Below are 20931 nucleotides of genomic sequence, written 5' to 3'. Positions count from 1 at the left end.
GAGACATCACATGAACAAATTGAAAAAGCCATTTGTTTTGATATGGCTTTTGTCGATCTGCCTGTTTGCCAGCGCCGGTGCCACCGAGGATTTTTTTGCGGCCGTGCGGCGTGACGATGAATCCACCGTCGTGAAGCTGGCACTGCGGGGGCTGGACCTCAACACCCGGGACGAGCACGGCAACCACGCGCTGCTGGTGGCCATGCGTGAGGGTTCGTTGAGGGTCGCCACCTTTCTGCTGGAACAACCGCTGGTGCAGGTCGAGGCGCGCAATCCCCGTGGCGAAAGCCCGCTCATGATGGCGGCGATCAAGGGCCACCTGCCGCTGGCCAAACGGCTGATCGAGCGCCAGGCCGAAGTCAACAAACCCGGCTGGGCACCCTTGCATTACGCCGCCGCCAATGCCGAACCGGTGGGGCTGGAACTGGTGCGCCTGCTGCTTGAACACCATGCCTACATCGACGCCGAATCGCCCAACAAGACCACGCCGCTGATGATGGCCGCGCGGTACGGGACGCCCGACGTGGTGAAGCTGTTGCTGGAAGAGGGGGCCGATCCGACCCTGCGCAACGAACAGAACCTGACCGCGCTGGACTTCGCCCAGCGCGCCGAGCGCAAGGACGCTGTGCGGCTGCTGACCGCCGCGTTGCGGGCCCGGCAACCCACGGGCACCTGGTGACGCCAAGGTGTCTCGGGGGACTGGCCCGTAGGTGTAACCCACATGGAGCAGCGGGCCAAAGCACTAGAGAATCCGCGGTGATCTAACTACAAAGGAGATAACCGTGGCCTTGGCCAGTCAGAAAGATTTTGCGTCCGGTCTCATGTTCATGGCGGTGGGCGGCTCGTTCGCCTGGGGCGCTGTGGACTACGAAATCGGCGATGCCGCCCGCATGGGGCCTGGCTACTTTCCCTTCATGCTCGGTCTGATCCTGCTCGGGCTCGGTGCGCTGGTCACCTTCAACGCCTTCAGGTCCGGGGCACCAGGGGGCGACAAGATCGGCGCCATCGCCTGGCGCCCGCTGGTGTTCATTCTCGGTGCCAACCTGCTGTTCGGCACGCTGCTGGTGGGTATCCCCAAGTTCGGCATTCCGGCCTTCGGCCTGATCGTGGCGATCTTCGGTCTGGTCATCATGGCCGGTTACGCCCGCCAAGGCGCCAAGCTCAAGGAGTCGCTGATCCTGGCCGCCATCCTGGCTGCTGGCAGCTACCTCGCCTTCGTGAAACTGCTGAACCTGCAGTTCCCGGTCCTGCCCTGGTTCCTCGCGAACTGAACACGAGGAAACACCCACATGGATCTGATCAACAACCTCGCGCTGGGTTTTGGCGTTGCCTTCACCCTGCAGAACCTCGCCTACGCCTTCATCGGCTGCCTGCTGGGCACGCTGATCGGGGTGCTGCCCGGCATCGGCCCGCTGGCCACCATCGCCATGCTGCTGCCTGCCACCTACGGCCTGCCGCCGGTGGCCGCGCTCATCATGCTGGCCGGCATCTACTATGGTGCGCAGTACGGGGGCTCCACCACCGCCATCCTGGTGAACCTGCCGGGCGAATCGTCGTCTGTCGTGACCGTGATCGATGGTTACCAGATGGCGCGCAAGGGCAGGGCAGGCCCCGCACTGGCCGCCGCCGGCATGGGTTCTTTCTTTGCCGGTTGCGTCGGCACCTTGATCTTGGCTGGTTTTGCCGCGCCGCTGACCGAACTGGCCCTGGAGTTCGGTCCCGCCGAGTACTTCTCGCTGATGATCGTCGGCCTGATCGGCGCCGTGGTGCTGGCTTCGGGCTCGCTGAGCAAAGCGTTGGCCATGATCGTGCTCGGCCTGCTGCTGGGCCTGGTGGGTACCGACGTCAACTCCGGCGTGGCGCGCTACAGCTTCGACATTCCGGAACTCACCGACGGCATCAGCTTCCTGGCCATTGCCATGGGTGTGTTCGGCTACGGCGAAATCATCAGCAACCTGTCGCAACCCGATGAGCACCGCGAAGTGTTCACCGGCAAGGTCGAAGGCATCATGCCGACGAAGGAAGACTTCAAGAACATGATTCCGGCCGTGTTGCGAGGCACCGCTCTGGGTTCGGCCCTGGGCATCCTGCCCGGCGGTGGCGCGCTGCTGTCGGCCTTCACGGCCTACACCATCGAAAAGAAAACCAAGCTCAAGCCGGGCGAAGTGCCCTTCGGCCAGGGCAACATCCGCGGTGTGGCGGCACCAGAAGCCGCCAACAACGCCGGTGCCCAGACCTCGTTCATTCCGCTGCTGACGCTGGGCATTCCGCCCAACGCCGTGATGGCGCTGATGGTCGGTGCCATGACCATCCACAACATCCAGCCGGGTCCGCAGGTCATGACCAGCAACCCCGAGCTGTTCTGGGGCCTGATCGCCTCGATGTGGATCGGCAACCTGATGCTGGTGATCCTGAACCTGCCGCTGATCGGCATCTGGATCAAGCTGCTGACCGTGCCCTACCGCTGGCTGTTCCCGGCCATCGTGCTGTTCTGTGCGATCGGCGTGTACTCGACCAACAACAACAGCTTCGACATCTGGATGGTGGCGCTGTTCGGCCTGATCGGTTATGGCTTCATCAAGCTCGGCTGTGAGCCCGCGCCGCTGCTGCTGGGCCTGATCCTGGGCCCCATGATGGAAGAGTACCTGCGCCGAGCGCTGCTGATCTCCCGTGGCGACTGGTCGGTCTTCGTGACCCGTCCGCTGTCGGCCAGCCTGCTGGTGGTTGCGGCGGTCCTGCTGGCGGTGGTGCTGATGCCGTCGGTCAAGAAAAAGCGCGAAGAGGCCTTCGTCGAAGACTGATCCGGGCACACGCCACGCCCAAGACCCGACAGGTGCAGACCTGTCGGGTCTTTTTTTTGATCGGTGCCCACATCGTGAACGGCGCTGGTGCGTCGTGATGGACACCGACAAGGGGACGCCGCAGTGACTTTCTGGCTGCGGTTTTGATATTCCACGATGTATATTATGTCAAGTTTCGAAGAAACAAAGATAGCCCCTCAGCCACCACTGTCAGGAACCCCTGCGCAACGCAATCCCTGCACATAGACGGCCACCTGATCGGCATCGAGCACATAAAACAGCCGCTCCCGCGTCCAGTCGCAATTGAAGTCCGGTTTGCGCTCAAACATCTGCTGGCGCGCTCGCTCGAGTTCGTCGCTGGCGCCCAGATGTCCCAGCGCAGCCAGCCGATGCGCAAAAGGCCAGTAGTGACAGTTGGGTGCCCTGACCGCCTGGCTGGCATACGCATTGGCGCGCGCAAAATCGCGGGCAAACAGCTTGGCCTGCGCGCGGTAGGAAAGAAAGGCCCAACGCATGGGGTCGTGCGGGCTGAGGTCCAGCGCGTGCTGAAACAAAGGGTCGGCGAGCTCAAAGTCCCCGTTGTAGACGTATGAATCGGCCAGGCCACACCAGGCAACGGCCAGCGCCGGATTCAGGCCGGTGGCCAGCGTCATCTCGTCGATCGCATCGTCATAGCGCTTGCTGACCGTGAGCACCCTGCCCAATGCAAAACGCACGGACGCGTCCTGGTCATCGAGTTCGGCGGCCCGCTGAGCCGTCCTCAAGGCCTCATCCAGCTGCTGAGGCAAAGGTGGCGCATCGAAATAGATCATGCTCAGCACCATCGCATAAGACAGAAACGCGTAGGCGTGCGAGAACTGCGGGTCCAGCTGGACCGCACGTCGCAGCCATGCCTGGGCTTCGAGGTTGTCCCTCGGTGTGGCGCGGTACAGGTGGGACATGCCGAGGTGGAAATGGTCCCAAGCTTCCAGCGAACGGGGCAGATGGCGCACCAGCGCCTGGCGCGTGAAATGCCCAATCTCAGGTTCGATGCGCCCGGCGATTTTTTCGGCAATGTCATCCTGCACCGAAAAAATGTCGCCCATGTCGCTGTCGTAATGTTCGGCCAGCACGGCACACCCCCGCCTGGTGTCGACCAGCTGAAAACTGATGCGAAGGCGCCCCTGTGCGCAGCGAATGGTGCCGTCCACGAGGTAGTCCACCTGCAACGCTGCGGCAGCCGTGGTCGGATTCGAGTGCCTGTAAGCAAAACTCGCGTTGCGGGCGAGCACAAACAGCGTGCGGCAGCGGGTGAGCAGGCCGATGAGGTCCGCCGCAATGCCGACGGCCAAATGGTCTTGTGCAGCATCGCCGCTCAGGTTGTCAAAGGGAATGACGGCCACCGAGGGACGTGGCCCGTTCTCGGACGCCATCGGCAGGTCGACGGGCGTGCCGTTGGCTGGCGTTCTCGGCGTGATGGTGCTGACCAGGCCGCTGCCCGCCCTCACCTCACCAATGAAACGCACACCTTTGCGCGCGTAGGTCCGGATCAGTCGCTGGCTGCGCCCATCGTCATGCAGGGCCTTTCGCAGCACCGACAGGCGACTTTCGATGGTCGAGTCGCTCACGGCCCGGCCCTTCCAGACCTGCTGCACCAGTTCGTCCTTGTCGACCACCCGCTCCCGCTCACCGATCAGGTACGCCAACAAATCGAAGACCTGGGGTTCGAGCGCGACCTCTGAGCCCCCGAGGGTGAGCTCTCGCCGGGACATGTCCAGCACGAAGTCTTCAAACAGGATGTCCATGGCGCTCTCAAGAATTGCGCTGGAATCCACCGCAGAAAAACACCAGAAATAGACAAGCGTTTCTTAAGGACACCACGTCGCTCCTCTGGGCAACATGAACTCCCCTCATGCCATTTGGAGCAAATCATGATCGTCGCACGTTGGCAAGTCAACGCCCGTTTCGGGCACAAACAAGAGCTGATCGACGAGATCAGGAACTGGTGGCAAACCGTTGGGCGCGACATCGGACAGACCAACACCACCATCCTGACCGGCAGTGTCGGCGCGGCCGAGTCCCTCGTCACGGTGGACGTGCGCTGCGCGGACATGGCCGAACTGCAGTCCCAATGGGACCAGCTGGCGCATTTCCCCGAACACAAGGCGTTTTCCCTCCGGGTGGAGCCGCTGCTCGTGTCCGGCTCAACCCGCTGGGACATCCTGAAGGTGGTGACGTGAGCCGTTCATTTCGAGCGGCGCTTTTATGAAGGAGCATGAAAATGAAAGTTCGTTACATCCCTCTGGCCGCCCTGCTGTTGCTGGGTGCCCATCTGCCCGGCCACACGCAGGACAATCCACTGCCCGCCGGTTTCACCACCCAGCCGTTGCTCAAGACCGGCATGACGCGCGACAACGAACCCATTCGCTATCCGACCGCGGGTGCAGAGATGATTTCGGTGATCGGAACCCTGGAGAAAGACGGCCGCACGCCCTTGCACATGCACCCGGTGCCGGTTTACGTTTATGTGATGGAGGGTGAAATCGAACTGCGCACCGACGGCAGCGCCCCGCAGCGCTACAAGGCCGGGCAGGCTTTCATCGAATCACAGAACCGCCGTCACCAAGCGTTCAACGTGGCCGCTGGTGGTCCGAGCCGCTTGCTGGTGGTCTTTGTCGGAGAAGCCGGCAAGCCGACCACTGTCGCCGGCAACTGACCCACGCAACCCGACCTCGTGCACAACGCTACGCCCTCACCTGGGCGGTGTCATTGGCCCATGACTTGCTTGAGGCACGTGTGATGCCGCCCATTCGGGGAAACACCAGCATGGTGCATCGGGCAATTGGACTGCCCAGACCTACAATGTGACCCTCCGGCAGGAGTCCAATCCGGCCACCCTCATTCAACCTTCGCAAGGAAATCCATGAAGCACCTGTTCCTGTCCCTGAGTGTGATCGCCGCCGCAACCCTGGCGGGTTGCAGCAAGACCGAAGCACCGGCACCGGCCGCACCTGCAGCGCCCGAACCCGCCGCCGCAGCGCCAGCCAGCCAGTGGCCTGAACTGCGCGTGGCCATCGACCCAACTTACAAGCCGTTCACCTACAAAACCGAAGCCGGCGAACCTGCTGGCTTCGACGTCGACGTGGCCAAGGCCCTGTGCGATGAACTCAAGAGCAAGTGCGTGTTCGTGGAACAGGCCTGGGACGGCATGATCCCCGGCCTGCAGGCCAAGAAGTACGACGCGATCATCTCGTCGATGTCGATCACCGAAGAGCGCAAGCAAGCGGTGGACTTCACGGGCAAGTACTACAACACCCCGTCCTGCGTGGTGGTGAAGTCGGCGCTGAACCTGGGCGCGGAAGCCGCGAATTTCAAGGGCAAGAAGCTGGGCGTGCTCAAGGCATCGACCCAGGAAAAGTACGCCATGGGTGAACTCAAGGCCGCTGGCGCCACCGTCGTGCCCTACGACGCCCAGGACCAGGTCTACCTGGACATCAAGTCGGGCCGTCTGGACGGCACCGTGGCCGACGTGGTCGAAGTCAATGGCGGCTTCCTGTCCACCCCGGACGGCAAGGACTACAGCTGCGCTGGCGGCCGCATCCCGGTCGAGTTCGACGCCAAGTACTTTGGCGCTGGCGCCGGCGTCGCGATCCGCAAGGAAGACACCGCGCTGCGCGATGCGCTGGACGCCGGCATCAAGGCCATCCGTGACAACGGCAAGTGGAAAGAACTGGCCGACAAGCACGTCCCCGGCGTGGACATCTGGGGTTCCTGAGTCTTTGAGCGCCCGGCGGCCGAGATCCGATGACGACTTACTTTCTCAGCATTCTTCAAGGACTGCTTGTCACCATCGGCGTGGCCCTGGGCGCCCTGGTGGTGGCCGCCATCCTCGGCCTGGCCGGGGCGGCCGCCAAGCTCTCGCCCTACAAGTCGCTCAACTGGTTGGGCGACATCTATTCCACCGTGATCCGGGGCGTCCCGGATCTGGTCTGGATGCTGCTGCTGTACTTCGGCGGGCAGATCCTCGTCAATGACATCGCCGAAGCCCTGGGCTTTCGGCGCGGTCCGCAGATCAACCCGTTTGTGGCGGGTGTGCTGACCATCGGCTTCGTGTACGGCGCGTACATGACCGAAACCTTCCGCGGCGCCATCATGAGCGTGCCCAAGGGCCAGTCCGAAGCGGGCTGGGCCTTCGGCATGAGCCGCTTCTACACCTTCCGGCGCATGGTGCTGCCGCAGATGGTGCGGTTTGCCCTGCCGAGTTTCACCAACAACTGGCTGGTCTTGCTCAAAGCCACGGCCCTGGTCTCGGTCATCGGGCTGGCCGACATCACCAACCTGGCCAAGCAGGCCGGCGCCGCCGCGCGGGGCCAGATCCCGGGCGCGGCCATCATCTTCATGGCCTTTGCCGGTGTGCTGTACCTGCTGATCTCCTCCATCAGCCTGTACCTGTTGCGCAAGGCGGAACGGCGTTACTCGGTGGGTGTGAAGCGGGGAGATTTCTGATGGACAAATTCGCCATCATCTTCCAGCCCCAGAACCTGGAGCTGTACTGGACCGGCTTCATCGCCACCCTGGAGCTTCTGGCCATCAGCCTGATCGCCGGTGGCCTGCTCACCCTGCCCCTGACGCTGATGCGCGTCTCCAGCAGCAAGTGGCTGTGGTGGCCGGTCTGGCTGTTCACCTACGTGGTGCGCGGCACGCCGCTGCTGATCCAGGTGTATTTCATTTACTACGGCATCGCGCAGCTGGAATGGGTGCAGTCGCTGTGGGACACGCACTGGCCCTTCACCTGGTTCAAAGACCCGTTCTTCTGCGCCGTGCTGGCGTTCACGCTCAACACCTGTGCCTACACGGTGGAGATGCTGGCCGGCGCGATCAAGGAAACCCCGGCCGGCGAAATCGAAGCCGCCCAGGCGGCCGGCTTTGGCAAGTGGAACATGATGTTCCGCCTGGTGCTGCCCAGCGCCCTGCGCCGCACCCTGCCCGGCTATTCGAACGAAGTGGTGATGATGTTGCACGCCACGTCACTGGCCAGTGTGGTGCCTGCTTTGTACGACCTGACCAACGCGGCCTATTCCATCTACAAGACCTACTACCTGGCGTTCCAGCCGTTCATCGTGGTGGCGGTGCTGTACTTTGTGCTCACCTTCGCACTGGTGTACGTGTTCCGCCTGCTTGAACGCCGCTTCCTGGCCTACCTGCGTCCCCAAGCCCATTGAAGAGGCGCAGGCCCTGCCCTGCGCCCACCGTTCACGATGCAACAGCAACTGCACCCCCTCCTCTCGCCATCGCTGGGCACGCAACGCCAGCTGGTGAGCTGGCATTTCGGCCGCGCCGGCGCTGGCCGCAAGGTTTACATCCAGGCCAGCCTGCACGCCGACGAGCTGCCCGGCATGCTGGTGGCCGACCACCTGCGCGGGCTTCTCGACGCGGCCGAGGCCCGCGGCGAACTGCTGGGCGAGGTGGTGCTGGTGCCCATGGCCAACCCCATCGGCCTGTCGCAGACCGTGATGCACCACCAGATCGGTCGCTTCGAGCTGGGCGCGATGGAGAACTTCAACCGCCACTACCCGGACTTTTTCAAGCTCGTCAAGGACGTGGTGGCCGACCAGCTGGGCCCCGATGCCGACACCAACAAGCGCCTGATCCGCGCTGCCATGCGCCAGGCGCTGGACGCCCAGACGCCCACCACCGAGCTGCAGAGCCAGCGCCAGGTGTTGATGACGCTGTCGCACGACGCCGACCTGGTGCTGGACCTGCATTGCGACTTCGAGGCCGTGATGCACCTGTACGTCGAGCAGCCGATGGTCGACCAGATCGAGCCTCTGGCACGTTACCTCGGCGCCCGTGCGCTGCTGTGGGCTCGGGGGTCTGGCCCGCTCATCTCGTTCGACGAAGCCTTGTCGGGGCCGTGGTGGCGCCTGCAGGAGCATTTCAAGGACCGTGCACCCATCCCGCTGGCCTGTGCCAGCACCACGGTGGAACTGCGCAGCCAGACCGAGGTGTCCGACGAACTCGCGGCGCAGGACGCCCAGGCGATCGTGAACTACCTGCGCGAGCGCGGTGTGCTGGCCGGCCCCGCCCCTGCCCTGCCGCCGGCTTTGTGCGCCGCCACGCCCCTGGCCGCCACCGACGACATGCATGCGCCCCACTCCGGCGTGGTCGTGTTCCACCGCCAGGTGGGCGACGTGGTGAAAGCCGGTGACGTGCTGGCCCACATCGTCGACCCGCTGAACCAGCGCCGCACCCCCATCACCACCCGCACCGACGGCGTGATCTACGCCCGCCACAACCTGCGCTGGGCCACCACCGGCATGGAAGTCTGCCGCGTGGCCGGCGCCGTCCCCATCCGTTCGGGCAACCTGCTCAGCCCCTGAAAATCCGCCCATGACCACCAAACTCGAAGCCCTCGACATCCGCAAAAGCTATGGCTCGCACGAAGTGCTCAAGGGCATTTCGCTGACCGCCAAAGCGGGTGACGTCATCAGCATCATCGGTTCGTCCGGTTCGGGCAAATCCACCTTCCTGCGCTGCATGAACCTGCTGGAGCGGCCACAACAAGGCCGCATCATCGTGGCCGGCGAAGAACTGCAACTGGTCACCGCCAAGGACGGCATGCTCAAGGCCGCCGACGACAAGCAGCTGCAGCGCGCCCGCGCCAAGCTGGCCATGGTGTTCCAGCACTTCAACCTCTGGTCGCACCTGACGGTGCTCGAAAACATCATCGAAGCGCCGATGCACGTGCTCGGCAAGGGCAAGGACGAGGCCATCGCGACCGCACGCAAGTACCTGGACAAGGTCGGTCTGCGCAACGTCGAGGGCAAGTACCCCGCCCACATGTCGGGTGGCCAGCAGCAGCGCGTGGCCATTGCACGCGCCCTGTCCATGGAACCCGAGGTGATGCTGTTCGACGAACCGACCAGCGCGCTCGACCCCGAACTGGTGACCGAGGTGCTGCGCGTGATGCGCACCCTGGCCGAAGAAGGCCGCACCATGGTGGTGGTCACGCACGAAATGGGCTTTGCCCGTGAGGTGTCCAACCACCTGATCTTTCTGCATCAGGGCTGCATCGAAGAACAGGGCGTGCCCCGCGAAGTGCTGGCCAAACCGAAGAGCGAACGCCTGTCGCAGTTCCTCTCGGGCAACCTCAAGTAATAAGCGGCCGGCCTGCGCTCAGGGCTTGAGCGTCAGGCGGCTGGTCCAGGCGTTGGGTGCCAGTTGCAACGGCCGGTACTGCACGGCGGCCCACTCGTCGGCCATGTCGCGGTAGCGGCCTGAAAACACGTTGCCACTCTGCCCCGTCTGGTAGATGAAGCGCGATTGCTCCGGGTCGGCCAGATCGTAGATGGTGCGCAGGCTGGCCGCATGGCGGTTGGCGTAGGGGGCGTCAGCCTTGTCCAGGTGGTACTGGCCCACGTTCACGGTGAACGGGTCGCCGCCGGTGGGGCGGCGCACATCGAACAGCTGTGCCAGCGCAGGCACGTTGCCCAGTGGCTTGTGCACCGAATAGGCCTGGTGAGACACGCCCCAGCGCCACGCGCTCACATCGGCACCCTGCATCTGCGAGAGCTTGTCCAGCGCACGGCCCAGCGCGGCGGTGCTGGCCGCGGCACAGCCATCGGCCCCGCACCAGCCCTGGTCGTCGCGGGCCAGGATGCCCTCCACCGCGTTGCGGAACAGCCGTTTGCCGTACAGGCCCTCAAAACGTTCCCGCCCCAGCCGACCGCCGATCACGCCACGCGTGAACTCGTCGACCCAGGCGGTGAAGATCAGCGGCGCCGCGCTGTCCGCCGTCATGTCACCGCCAAAACCTTTCAGTGCGGCCATGGCCGCCGGGGCCAGCGCGTGGTCGGAGCGCGTCTGTTGCAGGTGCGGCAGCAGCAGCACCGTGGCGGCCGACTGCCGATCGGCGTGCATGGTCTTGAACGAGTCGACGTCGTGTTGCGGCGTCTGCGCCAGCAAGGCCTCGATGCGCTGCTGCCGGTAGGACGGCGCCCAGTCCTGGGTGAGGAAATGCGGGTAATCGGCCGCGTGGATGCGCTGGTTGGCGGTGGCGATCCAGCCTTTGGCGCCATCGTCGTGCGGCGTGTCGTCGTAGGGAAGCCAGCCGGTCCAGTCGTAACGTGCGTCCCAGCCCGGTGCCGGGGCAATGCCGCGGATGTCGTGCTGCGGTCCCCGCACCGGCACCCGGCCAACGGCCTTGTAGGCGATGCGACCGCTGCGGTCGGCCATCAGCACGTTCTGCATCGGCGCGTGGAAGTCACGGTACGCCGCCAACAGATCGGCCACCGACTGCGCCCGGTTGGACGCCAGGGTGGCCTGCACGTTGCTGTCGTTTTCTTCCAGCGCGGTCCAGCGCAGGGCCAGGGCGTAACGGCCGGTGTCGATCAGGTCGCGCGTGCGGCCCGGCACGTCGCTGATGAGCGGCCCGTGGCGGCTGCGACGCACGGTGTGCTGCACATCGGCTTGGCCTTTGACGCGGATGGTCTCGACCCGGGTCTCGAACGGCGCCCAGGCGACCTGCCCGTCGGGCGCCGGCACCCGGTACTGGTTCGCCTGGTCCGGGTGGATCTGCTCCAGGTACAGGTCCTGCACATCCGGCCCGGTGTTGGTGAAACCCCAGGCCACGCCGGCCGTGCGCCCCAGCACCACAAACGGCGTGCCCGGCAGCGTGGCGCCGATCACGTCCATGCCCTTGATGCCGCCCGCATCGGGCGCCTGCAGGCGCGCGAAGTACCAGATGGCCGGTGCGCTCAGACCCAGGTGCGGGTCGTTGGCCAGCAGCGGTTTGCCGCTCTTGCTGCGCGAGCCGTCCACCACCCAGTTGTTCGAACCCTTGCCTTCGATGTTGCCCAGCTCCTGAGTCCAGGCCACCACGTCGGTCGCCAGGCCACTGGCCACGGCACCATGGTCGCCCTCCCCCGCGTCGGAAAGTTTGGAGGCTTGCGGCCGGTACACGTCCAGCTCACGGTACAGGCGGGCCAGGTCGGTGGCCGATGCGGGGGGCTCGCCCGGGTAGGGCGGAAACAGCTGCCACAGCTGCTGCGTGTCGAGCACCTGCAGGGCCGACAGGCGCGCCACTTCGTTGCCCCAGTTGCCACCCAGGTCCAGCGCCATCATGAGCGCCCAACCCGCGCTGTCGGCCGGGTCCCAGTAGCGCCCGGCGCGGGCCGGTTCGCGCGGGTCGGTGCGCATCAGCAGGAACTCGGGCGAAAGCGCCTGGTCGCTCTGGGCAAAAAAGGCGTTGACCCCATCGCTGTAGGCCTGCAGGGCGGCCTGCGCCTCCTGCGGCAGGCGCGCCACCTGGCGCTGCGCGGCTTCGCGAATGCCCAGGGTGCGCATCAATCGGTCGGTGTCCAGCGTGGCGGGGCCTAGCAGTTCGGAGAGCGTGCCGCGCATGATGCGGCGATTGAACTCCAGCTGCCAGCCGCGTTCCTGGGCATGCACATAGCCCATGGCCATCCAGACGTCCCTCGGGTCTTTGGCCTGGATGTGGGTCACATCACTGGCGTCGCGTTGCACCTCCACAGCAGCCCGCAGGCCGGGCAGACGCAGTTCGCCATCGGTCTGGGGCAGGCTCTGGCGCGCGTACCAGGCGAGCGCGGCGGCGGCCACCAGCAGCACCGCGAGCAATGCCCAGAGGGAACGGCTCAGCCAGCGTTTCATGCCCGTCCGCGATCAGGCAAACAGCGGGCCGTGGCCCAGCACCATGCTGCCGTCCACCAGCCGGAAGACCACGGTGGGCGCGCTGTAGTCGTTGAACGGCGCGCCCATGGCGATCTCACCGTCGCTGTGCAGCAAACACTCCTGCCGGCGCAGGGCGATCACGTTGTCGCCGCCCGCAAAGCGCACCCAGGTGCCGTAGCTGCTGGTGTCTTCGAGCACGTAGTTGCCCGAGCGGATGTCGATGCTGGCGTGCATGCGCGAGACGCGTGGATCGCTCACCACAAAGTCGGCCTCGGGCACGCGACCAATCTTCAGCGGCAGGTCGGTCAGGCTGAACGCGTGATTGGCGTCCAACCATCCGAGTTCGATGCCACCGAACACCGATTCGGTGGTCTTGCGCAGGGCATGCAGATCGGCCGGCAGGGTGAGGAATTCGGACAGCATTTCCTTCTGCCATTCGATGCGAAACACCTCGCAGGGCTCCACCCGGCCTTTGATGCGCATGGGGCCCAGGCTGCGGCTGCGCACGCCGCTGCGGGCGCCGAGCTTGCGGACCACGGTGTCGGTGGCCAGGATCTGCTCGGGCCCGGCCAGATCGCTCAGGCGCGAGGCGACGTTCACCGCATCACCGAAACAGTCGCCGTCGATTTGCACCACCTGGCCGCGCGCCATGCCGATCTGCATCAGCAGCTTGAGGCGGTTGGGCCACTGCGCCACACGTTGCGAATGCTCTTGCTGGATCTGGGTCATCGCCTCCACGGCGTGGCGGTTGTTGGTGAAGGACAGCAACACGCCGTCGCCCAGCATCTTGACAACCTTGCCCCCGTGCTCCTGGCCGGTGGCACCGATCCACTGCGTCAGCTTGGTGACCGCCTGTGTGGCACGGTCATTGCCCAGTGTTTCGAACACGGACACGCTGCCGGTCAAATCCACAAAAGCAATCGTCAGTTCAGCCATGGGCAATCGGTAGGAATGATTTCATTACATCACAGCGACCGAGCGTAGTTGAGCGCCCTTGCGCCGCTCGGCTTTCGCCATCACGTTGTGACTTTTAGCACGTCGTGACAAAGGCCTTTGTAGGGAATGCGCCCGATCCCCCCCTGTATTCCATCGATGAAACCTTCCGGCCCTGCTTGGGCACCCGGGTCCTGCCCCCAAAGACCACGGTTTCGGTCGGCCCGACATGCAAAGGTTCTAAGAAACATCAGGTACTCCCTCAAGGAAAACCAGTAAACGCATGATTTGGCAGTTGTTTTTTTGACGTGGGTCATACAAACACGGTTGCGCGTGCGGTGCTCCTCCCCGTATTCTTCACATCACTATTCCTACAGTCGTTGAGGCGTTCGTCATGCGTTGGATGAAACCTGGATTGCGCAACACCATCTCTGCCTTGCTGGGCTCCGAGGTGCGCCGGGATTCCCCGGAAGCCCTGGAGCCGGTTCGCCAGGCCATGCTCGCCGCGCTGGGCGAAAAAGGGGCCGAAATGAACCCCCGGCTCAAGCACCGCCTGATGTACCTGCACGACGTTCACGCCCTGTGGTACGCACGGTCCGACATGGTGGCGGTGCTCAGCAGCCTGCACGGCGAAGCCAAGGCGGTGGACACGGTGATCCGCCTGTCGCCGGTGTTTCAAGGCCTGCTGCCCAAGAGCATGATGGACTCGTGCCGCATGCGCCGCTGAGCAGCCCCCCGCGCCTCTGCCCTCCTCCAACAGCCGCCTTTATGCGGCTGTTTGTTTTTTGGGGCGCTCAGCCCCAGAACAGCAAGGCGTCGCGGTCCTGCACCAGCAGATCCACCTGGTGTCCGACCGGCAACAGCACCTTGGTGGGCACGTGGCCGAACGGCAGGCCGGTCAGCACCGGTGTGCGGGTCTGGCGTACGCACGGTCCGACATGGTGGCGGTGCTCAGCAGCCTGCACGGCGAAGCCAAGGCGGTGGACACGGTGATCCGCCTGTCGCCGGTGTTTCAAGGCCTGCTGCCCAAGAGCATGATGGACTCGTGCCGCATGCGCCGCTGAGCAGCCCCCCGCGCCTCTGCCCTCCTCCAACAGCCGCCTTTATGCGGCTGTTTGTTTTTTGGGGCGCTCAGCCCCAGAACAGCAAGGCGTCGCGGTCCTGCACCAGCAGATCCACCTGGTGTCCGACCGGCAACAGCACCTTGGTGGGCACGTGGCCGAACGGCAGGCCGGTCAGCACCGGTGTGCGGGTCTGGCTGCGCAGCCAGTCCACCACCGTCTGCAGCTTGAAGCCCTTGTCGTGCGGCCCGAGCTGGTAGCGGTTGAACGAGCCGAGCAGCACCGCTTTCTGTTCACCCAGGATGCCGGCGTGCAGCAACTGGGTCAGCTGGCGTTCGATGCGGTACGGGTGCTCGTTCACATCTTCGAGGAACAACACGCCGCCCTTGACGCGCGGCAGCCAGGGCGTGCCGACCAGCGAGCTCAACACCGTGAGGTTGCCGCCCCACAGCGTGGCGTTGCCCACCTTGAGCGAGGCTTGTCCTTCGGCCGCAGCGCTGCGGCGTGCCGCCAGGGCCGGCAGATCGGACTTGGGCAGTTGCCAGCCCGAGCCCTCGCCCTGGCCGCAGACGAGGTCGTCGAAACACGCTTCCATGATGTCATCGGGCGTGTCCTCGGTGCCAAAGTCTTCGCCCAGTGCCGGCCCGGCCCAGCTGACGGCACCGGTCTTGGCCAGCAGCGCGCACTGCAGGGCGGTGAAGTCGCTCAAGCCCACGAACTGCGTGCCTTTGGTAATGGCCTTGGCGATCTGTTTGTAGGGCAGGTCCGGCAGGATGCGCGTGAGCCCGTAGCCGCCGCGCGAGATCAGCGCAATGTCGGCGCCGCTGGCGGCGGCCCGGCCCACGGCAGCGATGCGGGTGCTGTCGTCGCCCGCGAAACGCATGTGGCTGGCCAGCGCCGCCTCGTCGATTTCCACCTCGTGCCCCAGCTGCTGCAAGCGCTTGACGCCACGTCGAAAGGCGGCTTTGTCGCGCACGGCGCTGGAGGGGGAATAGATGTAGATGTGGCTCATGGATGTGAGGAATGGTGCGGATGCGGTGGCGCGATCATCGCGCAAAAAAAGCGCAGGCCCGGTGCGCGATGTCCTCGCTCTGCTCCGGTACGAAATGGCCGGCCTGGGGCAGCTGGACGAGATCAACGCCGCCACGGATGTCGGCGCGCAGGCCCTGCATCACCGCGTCGCCCAGCACGGGGTCCTGCTGACCGACGGCCATGAGGCACTGCCCTTGCCAGTCGCGGCGCCAGAAATCGCGCGCCTGCCGTGACACCTCGGCGCCATCGTCGTCGGCGTGTTCGGGCACCAGGGCGGGAAAGGCGCGCAGGGCGGCGCGGTGCCCGCGGTCAGGGAACGGTGCGGCGTAGGCCGCACATTCGGCCGCGCTGAGCTGCGGGTTGCCACGCGCCAGCAGGCGCGCGACGTCGTAGTCCGGCTTCTTCGCGCACATCTCGCGCCAGTCCAGAAAGCCCGCCGACAGCGGCACGTCGCCCGTCGCCAGCATCGTGTTCATCACCAGCAAGCCGCGGTAGCGCTGCGGGGCGGCCATGGGCAGCGTCAGGCCCAGCAGGCCGCCCCAGTCCTGCACCACCAGCACCACGTTGCGCAGGTCCAGGCGCTCGACGAATTCGAGCAACACCTGGCGGTGTCGGCTGAAGCTGTGCCAGTGATCTTTCTTGGGTTTGTCGCTCTTGCCAAAGCCGATCAGATCGGGCGCGACCACGCGGTCCCCAGCCGCCAGAAAGGCCGGAACCATCTTGCGGTAGAGGTAGCTCCAGGCCGGATTGCCGTGCAGACACAGCCAGGTGCGCGGCGCATCCTCGGGGCCCTCGTCCAGGTGGTGCAGGCGCAGCCCATCGAGCGATGGCAGATCGCTCAGGTAGCGGGGCGCCCACGGGTACCCCGGCAGGTCCTGGAAGTGCCGATCAGGCGTGCGCAGCGCGTCGTCGCGCAAAGGGTGCGCCTCGCGGCGTTGGTGGTCGCGCCGCGCCTTGAAAAAATCGCTGAGCAACGCACCGCTTTCCTGCGCCCGCACACCGCCCTGCACCTGCGTCTGGTGGTTCAACTGCGGCTGGTCGAACAGGTTGACCACCGAGCCAGCGGCCCCCGTTTTGGGGTCGCTGGCGCCGAAAACCACCCGCCGGATGCGCGCATGCAGCATCGCGCCGCTGCACATGGCACAGGGCTCCAGCGTCACATAGAGCTCGCAATCGTCCAGCCGGTAGTTGCCCAGGGCCTGGGCTGCCGCCCGCAGGGCGACGATTTCGGCGTGGGCGGTCGGGTCGTGTGCGGCGATCGGTGCGTTGCGCCCGACCCCCACCACCCGCCCCTGATGCACCACCACGGCGCCGACCGGCACCTCGCCTGCGGCATGTGCCGCCTGGGCTTCTTTCAGGGCCAGCCCCATGTAGTCGGCATCGTTCATGGCGCCATTGTCCCGCACCCGCTGGGGTGGGCCTTCAGTCGAACAGCGACGGCTGAAGGTTCTGCAAGGGCCAGCGGGCCAGCAGGTCGTGGTGTCCCTGGCCATAGAGGCTGTCGACCAGGAGCACCTCGGTCACGTCCCACACCAGGGGCTCGATGCGCCGAATACCGACGGGTTCATGCTGGTAGTCCACGGTGATGTGCGGGTAAAAGGCGCTCCGGATCAGTTCCCCGGGCCATCCGACCCGGAGCAGGCCATCGACCAGCTGGCGGCGCAGACGGAACAGCGGCAGCACACCGGCGCCGTGCCCGGCCAGCTCGACGGTACCGACCCTGCTGTGTGGTCCGCGCGACTGCAGGGTGTCGAAACACACCCGGAACGGCGCCTCGTCCAGCAGCGCCCCGGCGTTTCGGACCCGTTGCAGGATGTCAGGAGGGATGCCCGGCGCGTAGGACCCCAGCGGCACCAGTGTGGCGTGCAGCCGCTCCGCGGCCATGGGTTTGGAAGGACCGCGGTACGAGCGGTTCAGCTGCAGCTGCAGCTGAACGATCACCTCGGCGACCGCGGGTGGCGGGTGCAGCATCAGATACAGATCGTGGCGAGGCCCCATGCAACACCTCCTCGGGTGGTGACTGCGTGGACCGATTTTGCACGAATACTGTTGTTTTGAACAGTATTGATGCGACCGACGGCAACGGCAAGTGGGCCGGCGTGCACATCGCCAACCACCTGCTGCGCCATGTGCGCGCGCGCAGCCCGAAGGGCGTGCCTCCGGTCGTAGTCGTCAAGGGATCGAACCCGGAAGGCCGGGACCCGTTACGGGGTGCAGGCGCAGCCCACAGAGCCCGACGGCGGTACGCCGGGATGCGCCAAGCAAAACTGGCCCACACACGTTCCCAGCCCATCACGACGAGACCGACCCCAGGCCAACCAGTCCATGCCGCGCTGATGCTGACTTATTTGTCATCTTCGGGTCATCTTGCCGTACCCAGCCAATGCCTAGAGTGCCCACATGGCAACTCCGCCTCCGTTCAGGCATGAAAGGAGATCGAAATGTCCCAAGGCATCCGGACCCTTTTGACGGTGCTCGTCACCGGTGTGCCCTCTCTGCTTCAGCGCAGCAGGACGCTGAGCACATCCAGCACCCTCCGGCTGCCGCATCGGCCCCCTCTTTCGCAACGGCCTCCACCCAACCGATCACGCCTCAAGCCGGCATGCCCACGGGCCTGTCGATGACGCAGATGCAACAAGGCATGCAGCAGCACGTAGCCCCCATGCAACCGCTGCGCGCCCAGCCGGCCGCGGCCACCACGGCAGCCGAGCACATGAAGACCATGCAGGCAGGCGTGGACGTGATGCAGCGCATGATGACTGTGCTGATGCAGCGCGCGCCTGTCGCAGCGCCCAACCGAACCCGGAGGTGATGTCATGTTTTTTGATCATGGGTACTTCATGGGGGGCATGCACACCTTCTGGTGGTTGTTCTGGCTGATCCTGATGATCGCCGTGGTCTACGCGGTTTGGTCTCCGCAGCGACGCTCTCGGCGGTCGGAACGTGAGTCCCCACACGATCTGCTGCAGCGGCGACTGGCAAAGGGCGAAATCACCCCCGAAGCCTATGAGCAGGCGAAGGCGCTGCTGGACCGGGACGCTGGCAAGCACTGAGCGCGACCGAAGAAGGCCGTGGGGGCCATGAAAGTGTCATGACCCCCACCCGCAACGGAAAAGCCGCAGACCATGGAGCATTCCCATCACCACCATGCGCGTTCGCCGGGCACCAGGGACGCTGCGTCGAGCGAGGCCCCTGCGACCTTGACGCCCCTGGCGTCAGACACCGTCTACACCTGCCCCATGCACCCCGAGGTGCGCCAGGACCACCCCGGCAACTGCCCCAAATGCGGCATGACGCTGGAGCCCTTGCTGCCCGAGCTGGAGAAGCTGGAGAACCCCGAACTCAAAGACTTCCAGCGCCGCTTCTGGTGGACCCTCCCGCTCACCGTGGTCGTCACCGTGCTGGCCATGGCTGGCCACAGCCTGGGTTGGTTCGACATGGCGGAGCAGAGCTGGATCGAACTGATGCTCACGGTGCCGATCGTGCTGTGGGCCGGCTGGCCTTTCTTCGTGCGCGGCGCACAGTCCGTCTTGAACCGCAGTCCCAACATGTGGACCCTGATCGCTCTGGGCACCGGTGCGGCCTTTGTGTACAGCGCGGTGGCCACGGTGGCTCCGCAGGTCTTCCCCGATTCGTTTGTTTCCATGGGGCGCGTGGCGGTGTACTACGAAGCGGCTGCGGTGATCATCTCGCTCACCCTGCTGGGGCAGTTGCTGGAACTCAAGGCCCGCTCACAGACGTCGGCCGCGATCCGCTCGCTGCTGGGCCTGGCGCCCAAGACCGCTCGCCGCATCGGGGCCGACGGCCAGGAGGAGGACGTGCCGCTGGGCCACGTGCACGTGGGCGATCTGCTGCGCGTGCGACCCGGCGAGAAGGTGCCGGTGGACGGCACGGTGGTCGAGGGCAGCAGCGCACTCGACGAATCCATGCTCACCGGCGAACCGCTGCCCGTCACCAAGCGGGTGGGCGATAAGCTGATCGGCGCCACGCTCAACACCAGCGGCGCGCTGGTGATGCGCGCCGAACACGTGGGCTCGGCCACCGTGCTGTCGCAGATCGTGCAGATGGTGGCCCTGGCGCAGCGCTCGCGCGCCCCCATGCAGCGCATGGCCGACCAGGTGGCGGGCTACTTCGTGGTCGCTGTGGTGGGCATCGCGCTGCTCACGTTCCTGGGCTGGGGCCTGTTCGGGCCCGAGCCCAGCTGGGTGTATGCACTGATCAACGCCGTGGCCGTGCTGATCATCGCCTGCCCCTGTGCCCTGGGGCTGGCGACGCCGATGTCGATCATGGTCGCGACCGGTCGCGGTGCCACGCTCGGCGTGTTGTTCCGCGACGCCGCTGCCATCGAGAACCTGCGCAAAGTGGACACGCTGATCGTGGACAAGACCGGCACCCTGACCGAAGGGCGGCCGAGCTTCGAGCGGGCGGTGGGCTTCGCGGGCTACCCCGAGGACGAGGTGCTTCGACTGGCGGCCAGCCTCGACCAGGGCAGCGAACACCCGCTGGCCGCTGCCATCGTGGCGGCGGCCAAGGCCCGGGGGCTGGTGCTGGACAAGCCCGAGCAGTTCGACTCCGAATCAGGCATCGGCGTGAAAGGTGTCGTGGGTTCGCGGTCACTGGCGCTGGGCAACACCGCACTGATGCAGCAGCTCGGTGTGGACGTGTCGCCGCTGGCCACCGAGGCTGAAGCCCTGCGTGGTCAGGGGGCCAGCGTCATGCACCTGGCGGTGGGCCGGAAACTGGCCGGACTGCTGGCGGTGTCGGACCCGATCAAGGCCACCACGGCCGATGCCCTGGCCTCGCTGCGCCAGGCCAATATCCGCGTGGTGATGGCCACCGGCGACGGCCTGACCACCGCGCGCGCCGTGGGCCAGCGCCTGGGCATCGACGAGGTGCATGGGGAGGTCAAGCCCGCCGACAAACTCCAGCTGGTCGAACAACTCCAGGCCGAAGGCCGCGTGGTGGCGATGGCGGGCGACGGCATCAACGACGCGCCGGCGCTGGCTCGCGCCGATGTCGGCATCGCCATGGGGACCGGCACCGACGTGGCCATGAACAGCGCCCAGCTCACCCTGGTGAAGGGGGACCTGCGCGGCATCGCCACCGCGCGCGACCTCTCGGTGGCCACCGTGGCCAACATGAAGCAGAACCTGACATTCGCTTTTGTGTACAACGCGCTGGGCATTCCGCTGGCAGCGGGTCTTCTGTATTCGCTCACCGGCTGGTTGCTCTCACCGATGATCGCCGCGCTGGCCATGAGCCTGAGTTCGGTCTCGGTCATCGGCAACGCATTGCGTCTGCGTGCGGTCCGCATTCGACCGGGGGTGCCACAAGGGCAGCATTGACTGCGGACAACTGGCCCACGGTTTGTGGGTGGGCATAGGAACCGCCAGGGTGCATCGACACCGGCGCCTGGGCCGCCGCATCTCGGTCCA

Annotated in this window: 21 protein-coding genes and 1 pseudogene; 15 read left to right on the top strand and 7 right to left on the bottom strand. The window is 65.5% G+C overall.

The annotated features are described in order from the left end of the window. Window positions 1-10 precede the first annotated feature (10 nt). The 3 genes from RMP09_RS18955 (at window position 11) to RMP09_RS18945 (ending at window position 2801) form a co-directional block, all read left to right on the top strand. Window positions 11-679: an ankyrin repeat domain-containing protein gene (locus RMP09_RS18955; RefSeq protein WP_310567533.1), complete on the top strand. Its 669-nt coding sequence runs from the start codon at window positions 11-13 to the stop codon at window positions 677-679. Window positions 680-782: 103 nt separating this feature from the next. Beyond that, window positions 783-1271 (top strand): tripartite tricarboxylate transporter TctB family protein, encoded by a 489-nt coding sequence (locus RMP09_RS18950; RefSeq protein ID WP_310567532.1) that lies wholly within the window; start codon window positions 783-785, stop codon window positions 1269-1271. Window positions 1272-1289: 18 nt separating this feature from the next. Then, the gene (locus RMP09_RS18945) at window positions 1290-2801 is read left to right on the top strand and encodes a tripartite tricarboxylate transporter permease (RefSeq protein WP_310567531.1); all 1512 of its coding nucleotides are present in this window, start codon (window positions 1290-1292) and stop codon (window positions 2799-2801) included. Window positions 2802-2998: 197 nt separating this feature from the next. Here RMP09_RS18945 and RMP09_RS18940 read toward each other — a convergent pair whose 3' ends face one another. Beyond that, window positions 2999-4585, bottom strand: a complete 1587-nt coding sequence (locus tag RMP09_RS18940) for a winged helix-turn-helix domain-containing protein (RefSeq protein ID WP_310567530.1) — start codon at window positions 4583-4585, stop codon at window positions 2999-3001. 126 nt (window positions 4586-4711) lie between these two features. Between RMP09_RS18940 and RMP09_RS18935 the strand changes: the two genes are divergently transcribed. The 7 genes from RMP09_RS18935 to RMP09_RS18905 all read left to right on the top strand — a co-directional run bounded on the left by RMP09_RS18935 (window position 4712) and on the right by RMP09_RS18905 (window position 9938). Next, on the top strand, window positions 4712-5020 hold the full coding sequence (locus RMP09_RS18935; protein WP_310567529.1) for a hypothetical protein: 309 nt from the start codon (window positions 4712-4714) through the stop codon (window positions 5018-5020). Window positions 5021-5061: 41 nt separating this feature from the next. Then, the gene (locus RMP09_RS18930) at window positions 5062-5496 is read left to right on the top strand and encodes a cupin domain-containing protein (RefSeq protein WP_310567528.1); all 435 of its coding nucleotides are present in this window, start codon (window positions 5062-5064) and stop codon (window positions 5494-5496) included. 207 nt (window positions 5497-5703) lie between these two features. Then, window positions 5704-6555, top strand: a complete 852-nt coding sequence (locus RMP09_RS18925) for a transporter substrate-binding domain-containing protein (RefSeq protein ID WP_310567527.1) — start codon at window positions 5704-5706, stop codon at window positions 6553-6555. A gap of 29 nt (window positions 6556-6584) precedes the next feature. Continuing rightward, window positions 6585-7286: an ABC transporter permease subunit gene (locus RMP09_RS18920; protein WP_310567526.1), complete on the top strand. Its 702-nt coding sequence runs from the start codon at window positions 6585-6587 to the stop codon at window positions 7284-7286. Beyond that, entirely contained in the window at window positions 7286-8002 is a 717-nt protein-coding gene (locus RMP09_RS18915) for an ABC transporter permease subunit (protein ID WP_310567525.1), read from the top strand. The genes RMP09_RS18920 and RMP09_RS18915 overlap by 1 nt, the downstream gene beginning before the upstream one ends. Before the next feature lie 36 nt (window positions 8003-8038). Beyond that, window positions 8039-9160, top strand: coding sequence for a M14 family metallopeptidase (locus tag RMP09_RS18910; protein WP_310567524.1), 1122 nt, complete (start codon window positions 8039-8041; stop codon window positions 9158-9160). A gap of 10 nt (window positions 9161-9170) precedes the next feature. Next, window positions 9171-9938, top strand: coding sequence for an ABC transporter ATP-binding protein (locus RMP09_RS18905; RefSeq protein WP_310567523.1), 768 nt, complete (start codon window positions 9171-9173; stop codon window positions 9936-9938). 18 nt (window positions 9939-9956) lie between these two features. Here RMP09_RS18905 and RMP09_RS18900 read toward each other — a convergent pair whose 3' ends face one another. Continuing rightward, window positions 9957-12449, bottom strand: coding sequence for a penicillin acylase family protein (locus tag RMP09_RS18900; RefSeq protein WP_310567522.1), 2493 nt, complete (start codon window positions 12447-12449; stop codon window positions 9957-9959). Window positions 12450-12461: 12 nt separating this feature from the next. After that, window positions 12462-13406 (bottom strand): adenylate/guanylate cyclase domain-containing protein, encoded by a 945-nt coding sequence (locus tag RMP09_RS18895; RefSeq protein WP_310567521.1) that lies wholly within the window; start codon window positions 13404-13406, stop codon window positions 12462-12464. 400 nt (window positions 13407-13806) lie between these two features. Between RMP09_RS18895 and RMP09_RS18890 the strand changes: the two genes are divergently transcribed. After that, window positions 13807-14130, top strand: coding sequence for a hypothetical protein (locus tag RMP09_RS18890; RefSeq protein WP_310567520.1), 324 nt, complete (start codon window positions 13807-13809; stop codon window positions 14128-14130). A 67-nt stretch (window positions 14131-14197) separates the two neighbouring features. On the opposite strand, the pseudogene RMP09_RS18885 reads toward RMP09_RS18890, so the two are convergent. After that, window positions 14198-14323 (bottom strand): annotated as a pseudogene (locus RMP09_RS18885) (LD-carboxypeptidase); the annotation flags it as partial. An 18-nt stretch (window positions 14324-14341) separates the two neighbouring features. Between RMP09_RS18885 and RMP09_RS18880 the strand changes: the two are divergent. Continuing rightward, the gene (locus RMP09_RS18880) at window positions 14342-14467 is read left to right on the top strand and encodes a hypothetical protein (protein ID WP_310567549.1); all 126 of its coding nucleotides are present in this window, start codon (window positions 14342-14344) and stop codon (window positions 14465-14467) included. A gap of 67 nt (window positions 14468-14534) precedes the next feature. Here RMP09_RS18880 and RMP09_RS18875 read toward each other — a convergent pair whose 3' ends face one another. From RMP09_RS18875 to RMP09_RS18865, 3 genes are read right to left on the bottom strand one after another with little or no spacing between them, the layout of a single operon-like run. Next, window positions 14535-15476 (bottom strand): LD-carboxypeptidase, encoded by a 942-nt coding sequence (locus RMP09_RS18875; protein ID WP_310567519.1) that lies wholly within the window; start codon window positions 15474-15476, stop codon window positions 14535-14537. 34 nt (window positions 15477-15510) lie between these two features. After that, a complete protein-coding gene (gene tadA / locus RMP09_RS18870; protein WP_310567518.1) occupies window positions 15511-16884 on the bottom strand; it encodes a tRNA adenosine(34) deaminase TadA in 1374 nt (457 codons plus the stop codon). A 34-nt stretch (window positions 16885-16918) separates the two neighbouring features. Then, window positions 16919-17494, bottom strand: a complete 576-nt coding sequence (locus RMP09_RS18865) for a 2'-5' RNA ligase family protein (RefSeq protein ID WP_310567517.1) — start codon at window positions 17492-17494, stop codon at window positions 16919-16921. Between the two features lie 604 nt (window positions 17495-18098). Between RMP09_RS18865 and RMP09_RS18860 the strand changes: the two genes are divergently transcribed. The 3 genes from RMP09_RS18860 (at window position 18099) to RMP09_RS18850 (ending at window position 20841) form a co-directional block, all read left to right on the top strand. Continuing rightward, window positions 18099-18308, top strand: a complete 210-nt coding sequence (locus tag RMP09_RS18860; protein ID WP_310567516.1) for a hypothetical protein — start codon at window positions 18099-18101, stop codon at window positions 18306-18308. Between the two features lie 4 nt (window positions 18309-18312). Then, window positions 18313-18549, top strand: coding sequence for an SHOCT domain-containing protein (locus RMP09_RS18855; RefSeq protein ID WP_310567515.1), 237 nt, complete (start codon window positions 18313-18315; stop codon window positions 18547-18549). A 72-nt stretch (window positions 18550-18621) separates the two neighbouring features. After that, a complete protein-coding gene (locus RMP09_RS18850; RefSeq protein WP_310567514.1) occupies window positions 18622-20841 on the top strand; it encodes a copper-translocating P-type ATPase in 2220 nt (739 codons plus the stop codon). The last annotated feature ends 90 nt before the right edge of the window (window positions 20842-20931 follow it).

Origin of the sequence: Hydrogenophaga sp. (genome assembly GCF_031426985.1) — a bacterium.
GTDB lineage: Bacteria > Pseudomonadota > Gammaproteobacteria > Burkholderiales > Burkholderiaceae_C > Hydrogenophaga.
Note: the sequence above shows the minus strand (reverse complement) of the source record. Positions and strands in the feature narration are given on the sequence as shown.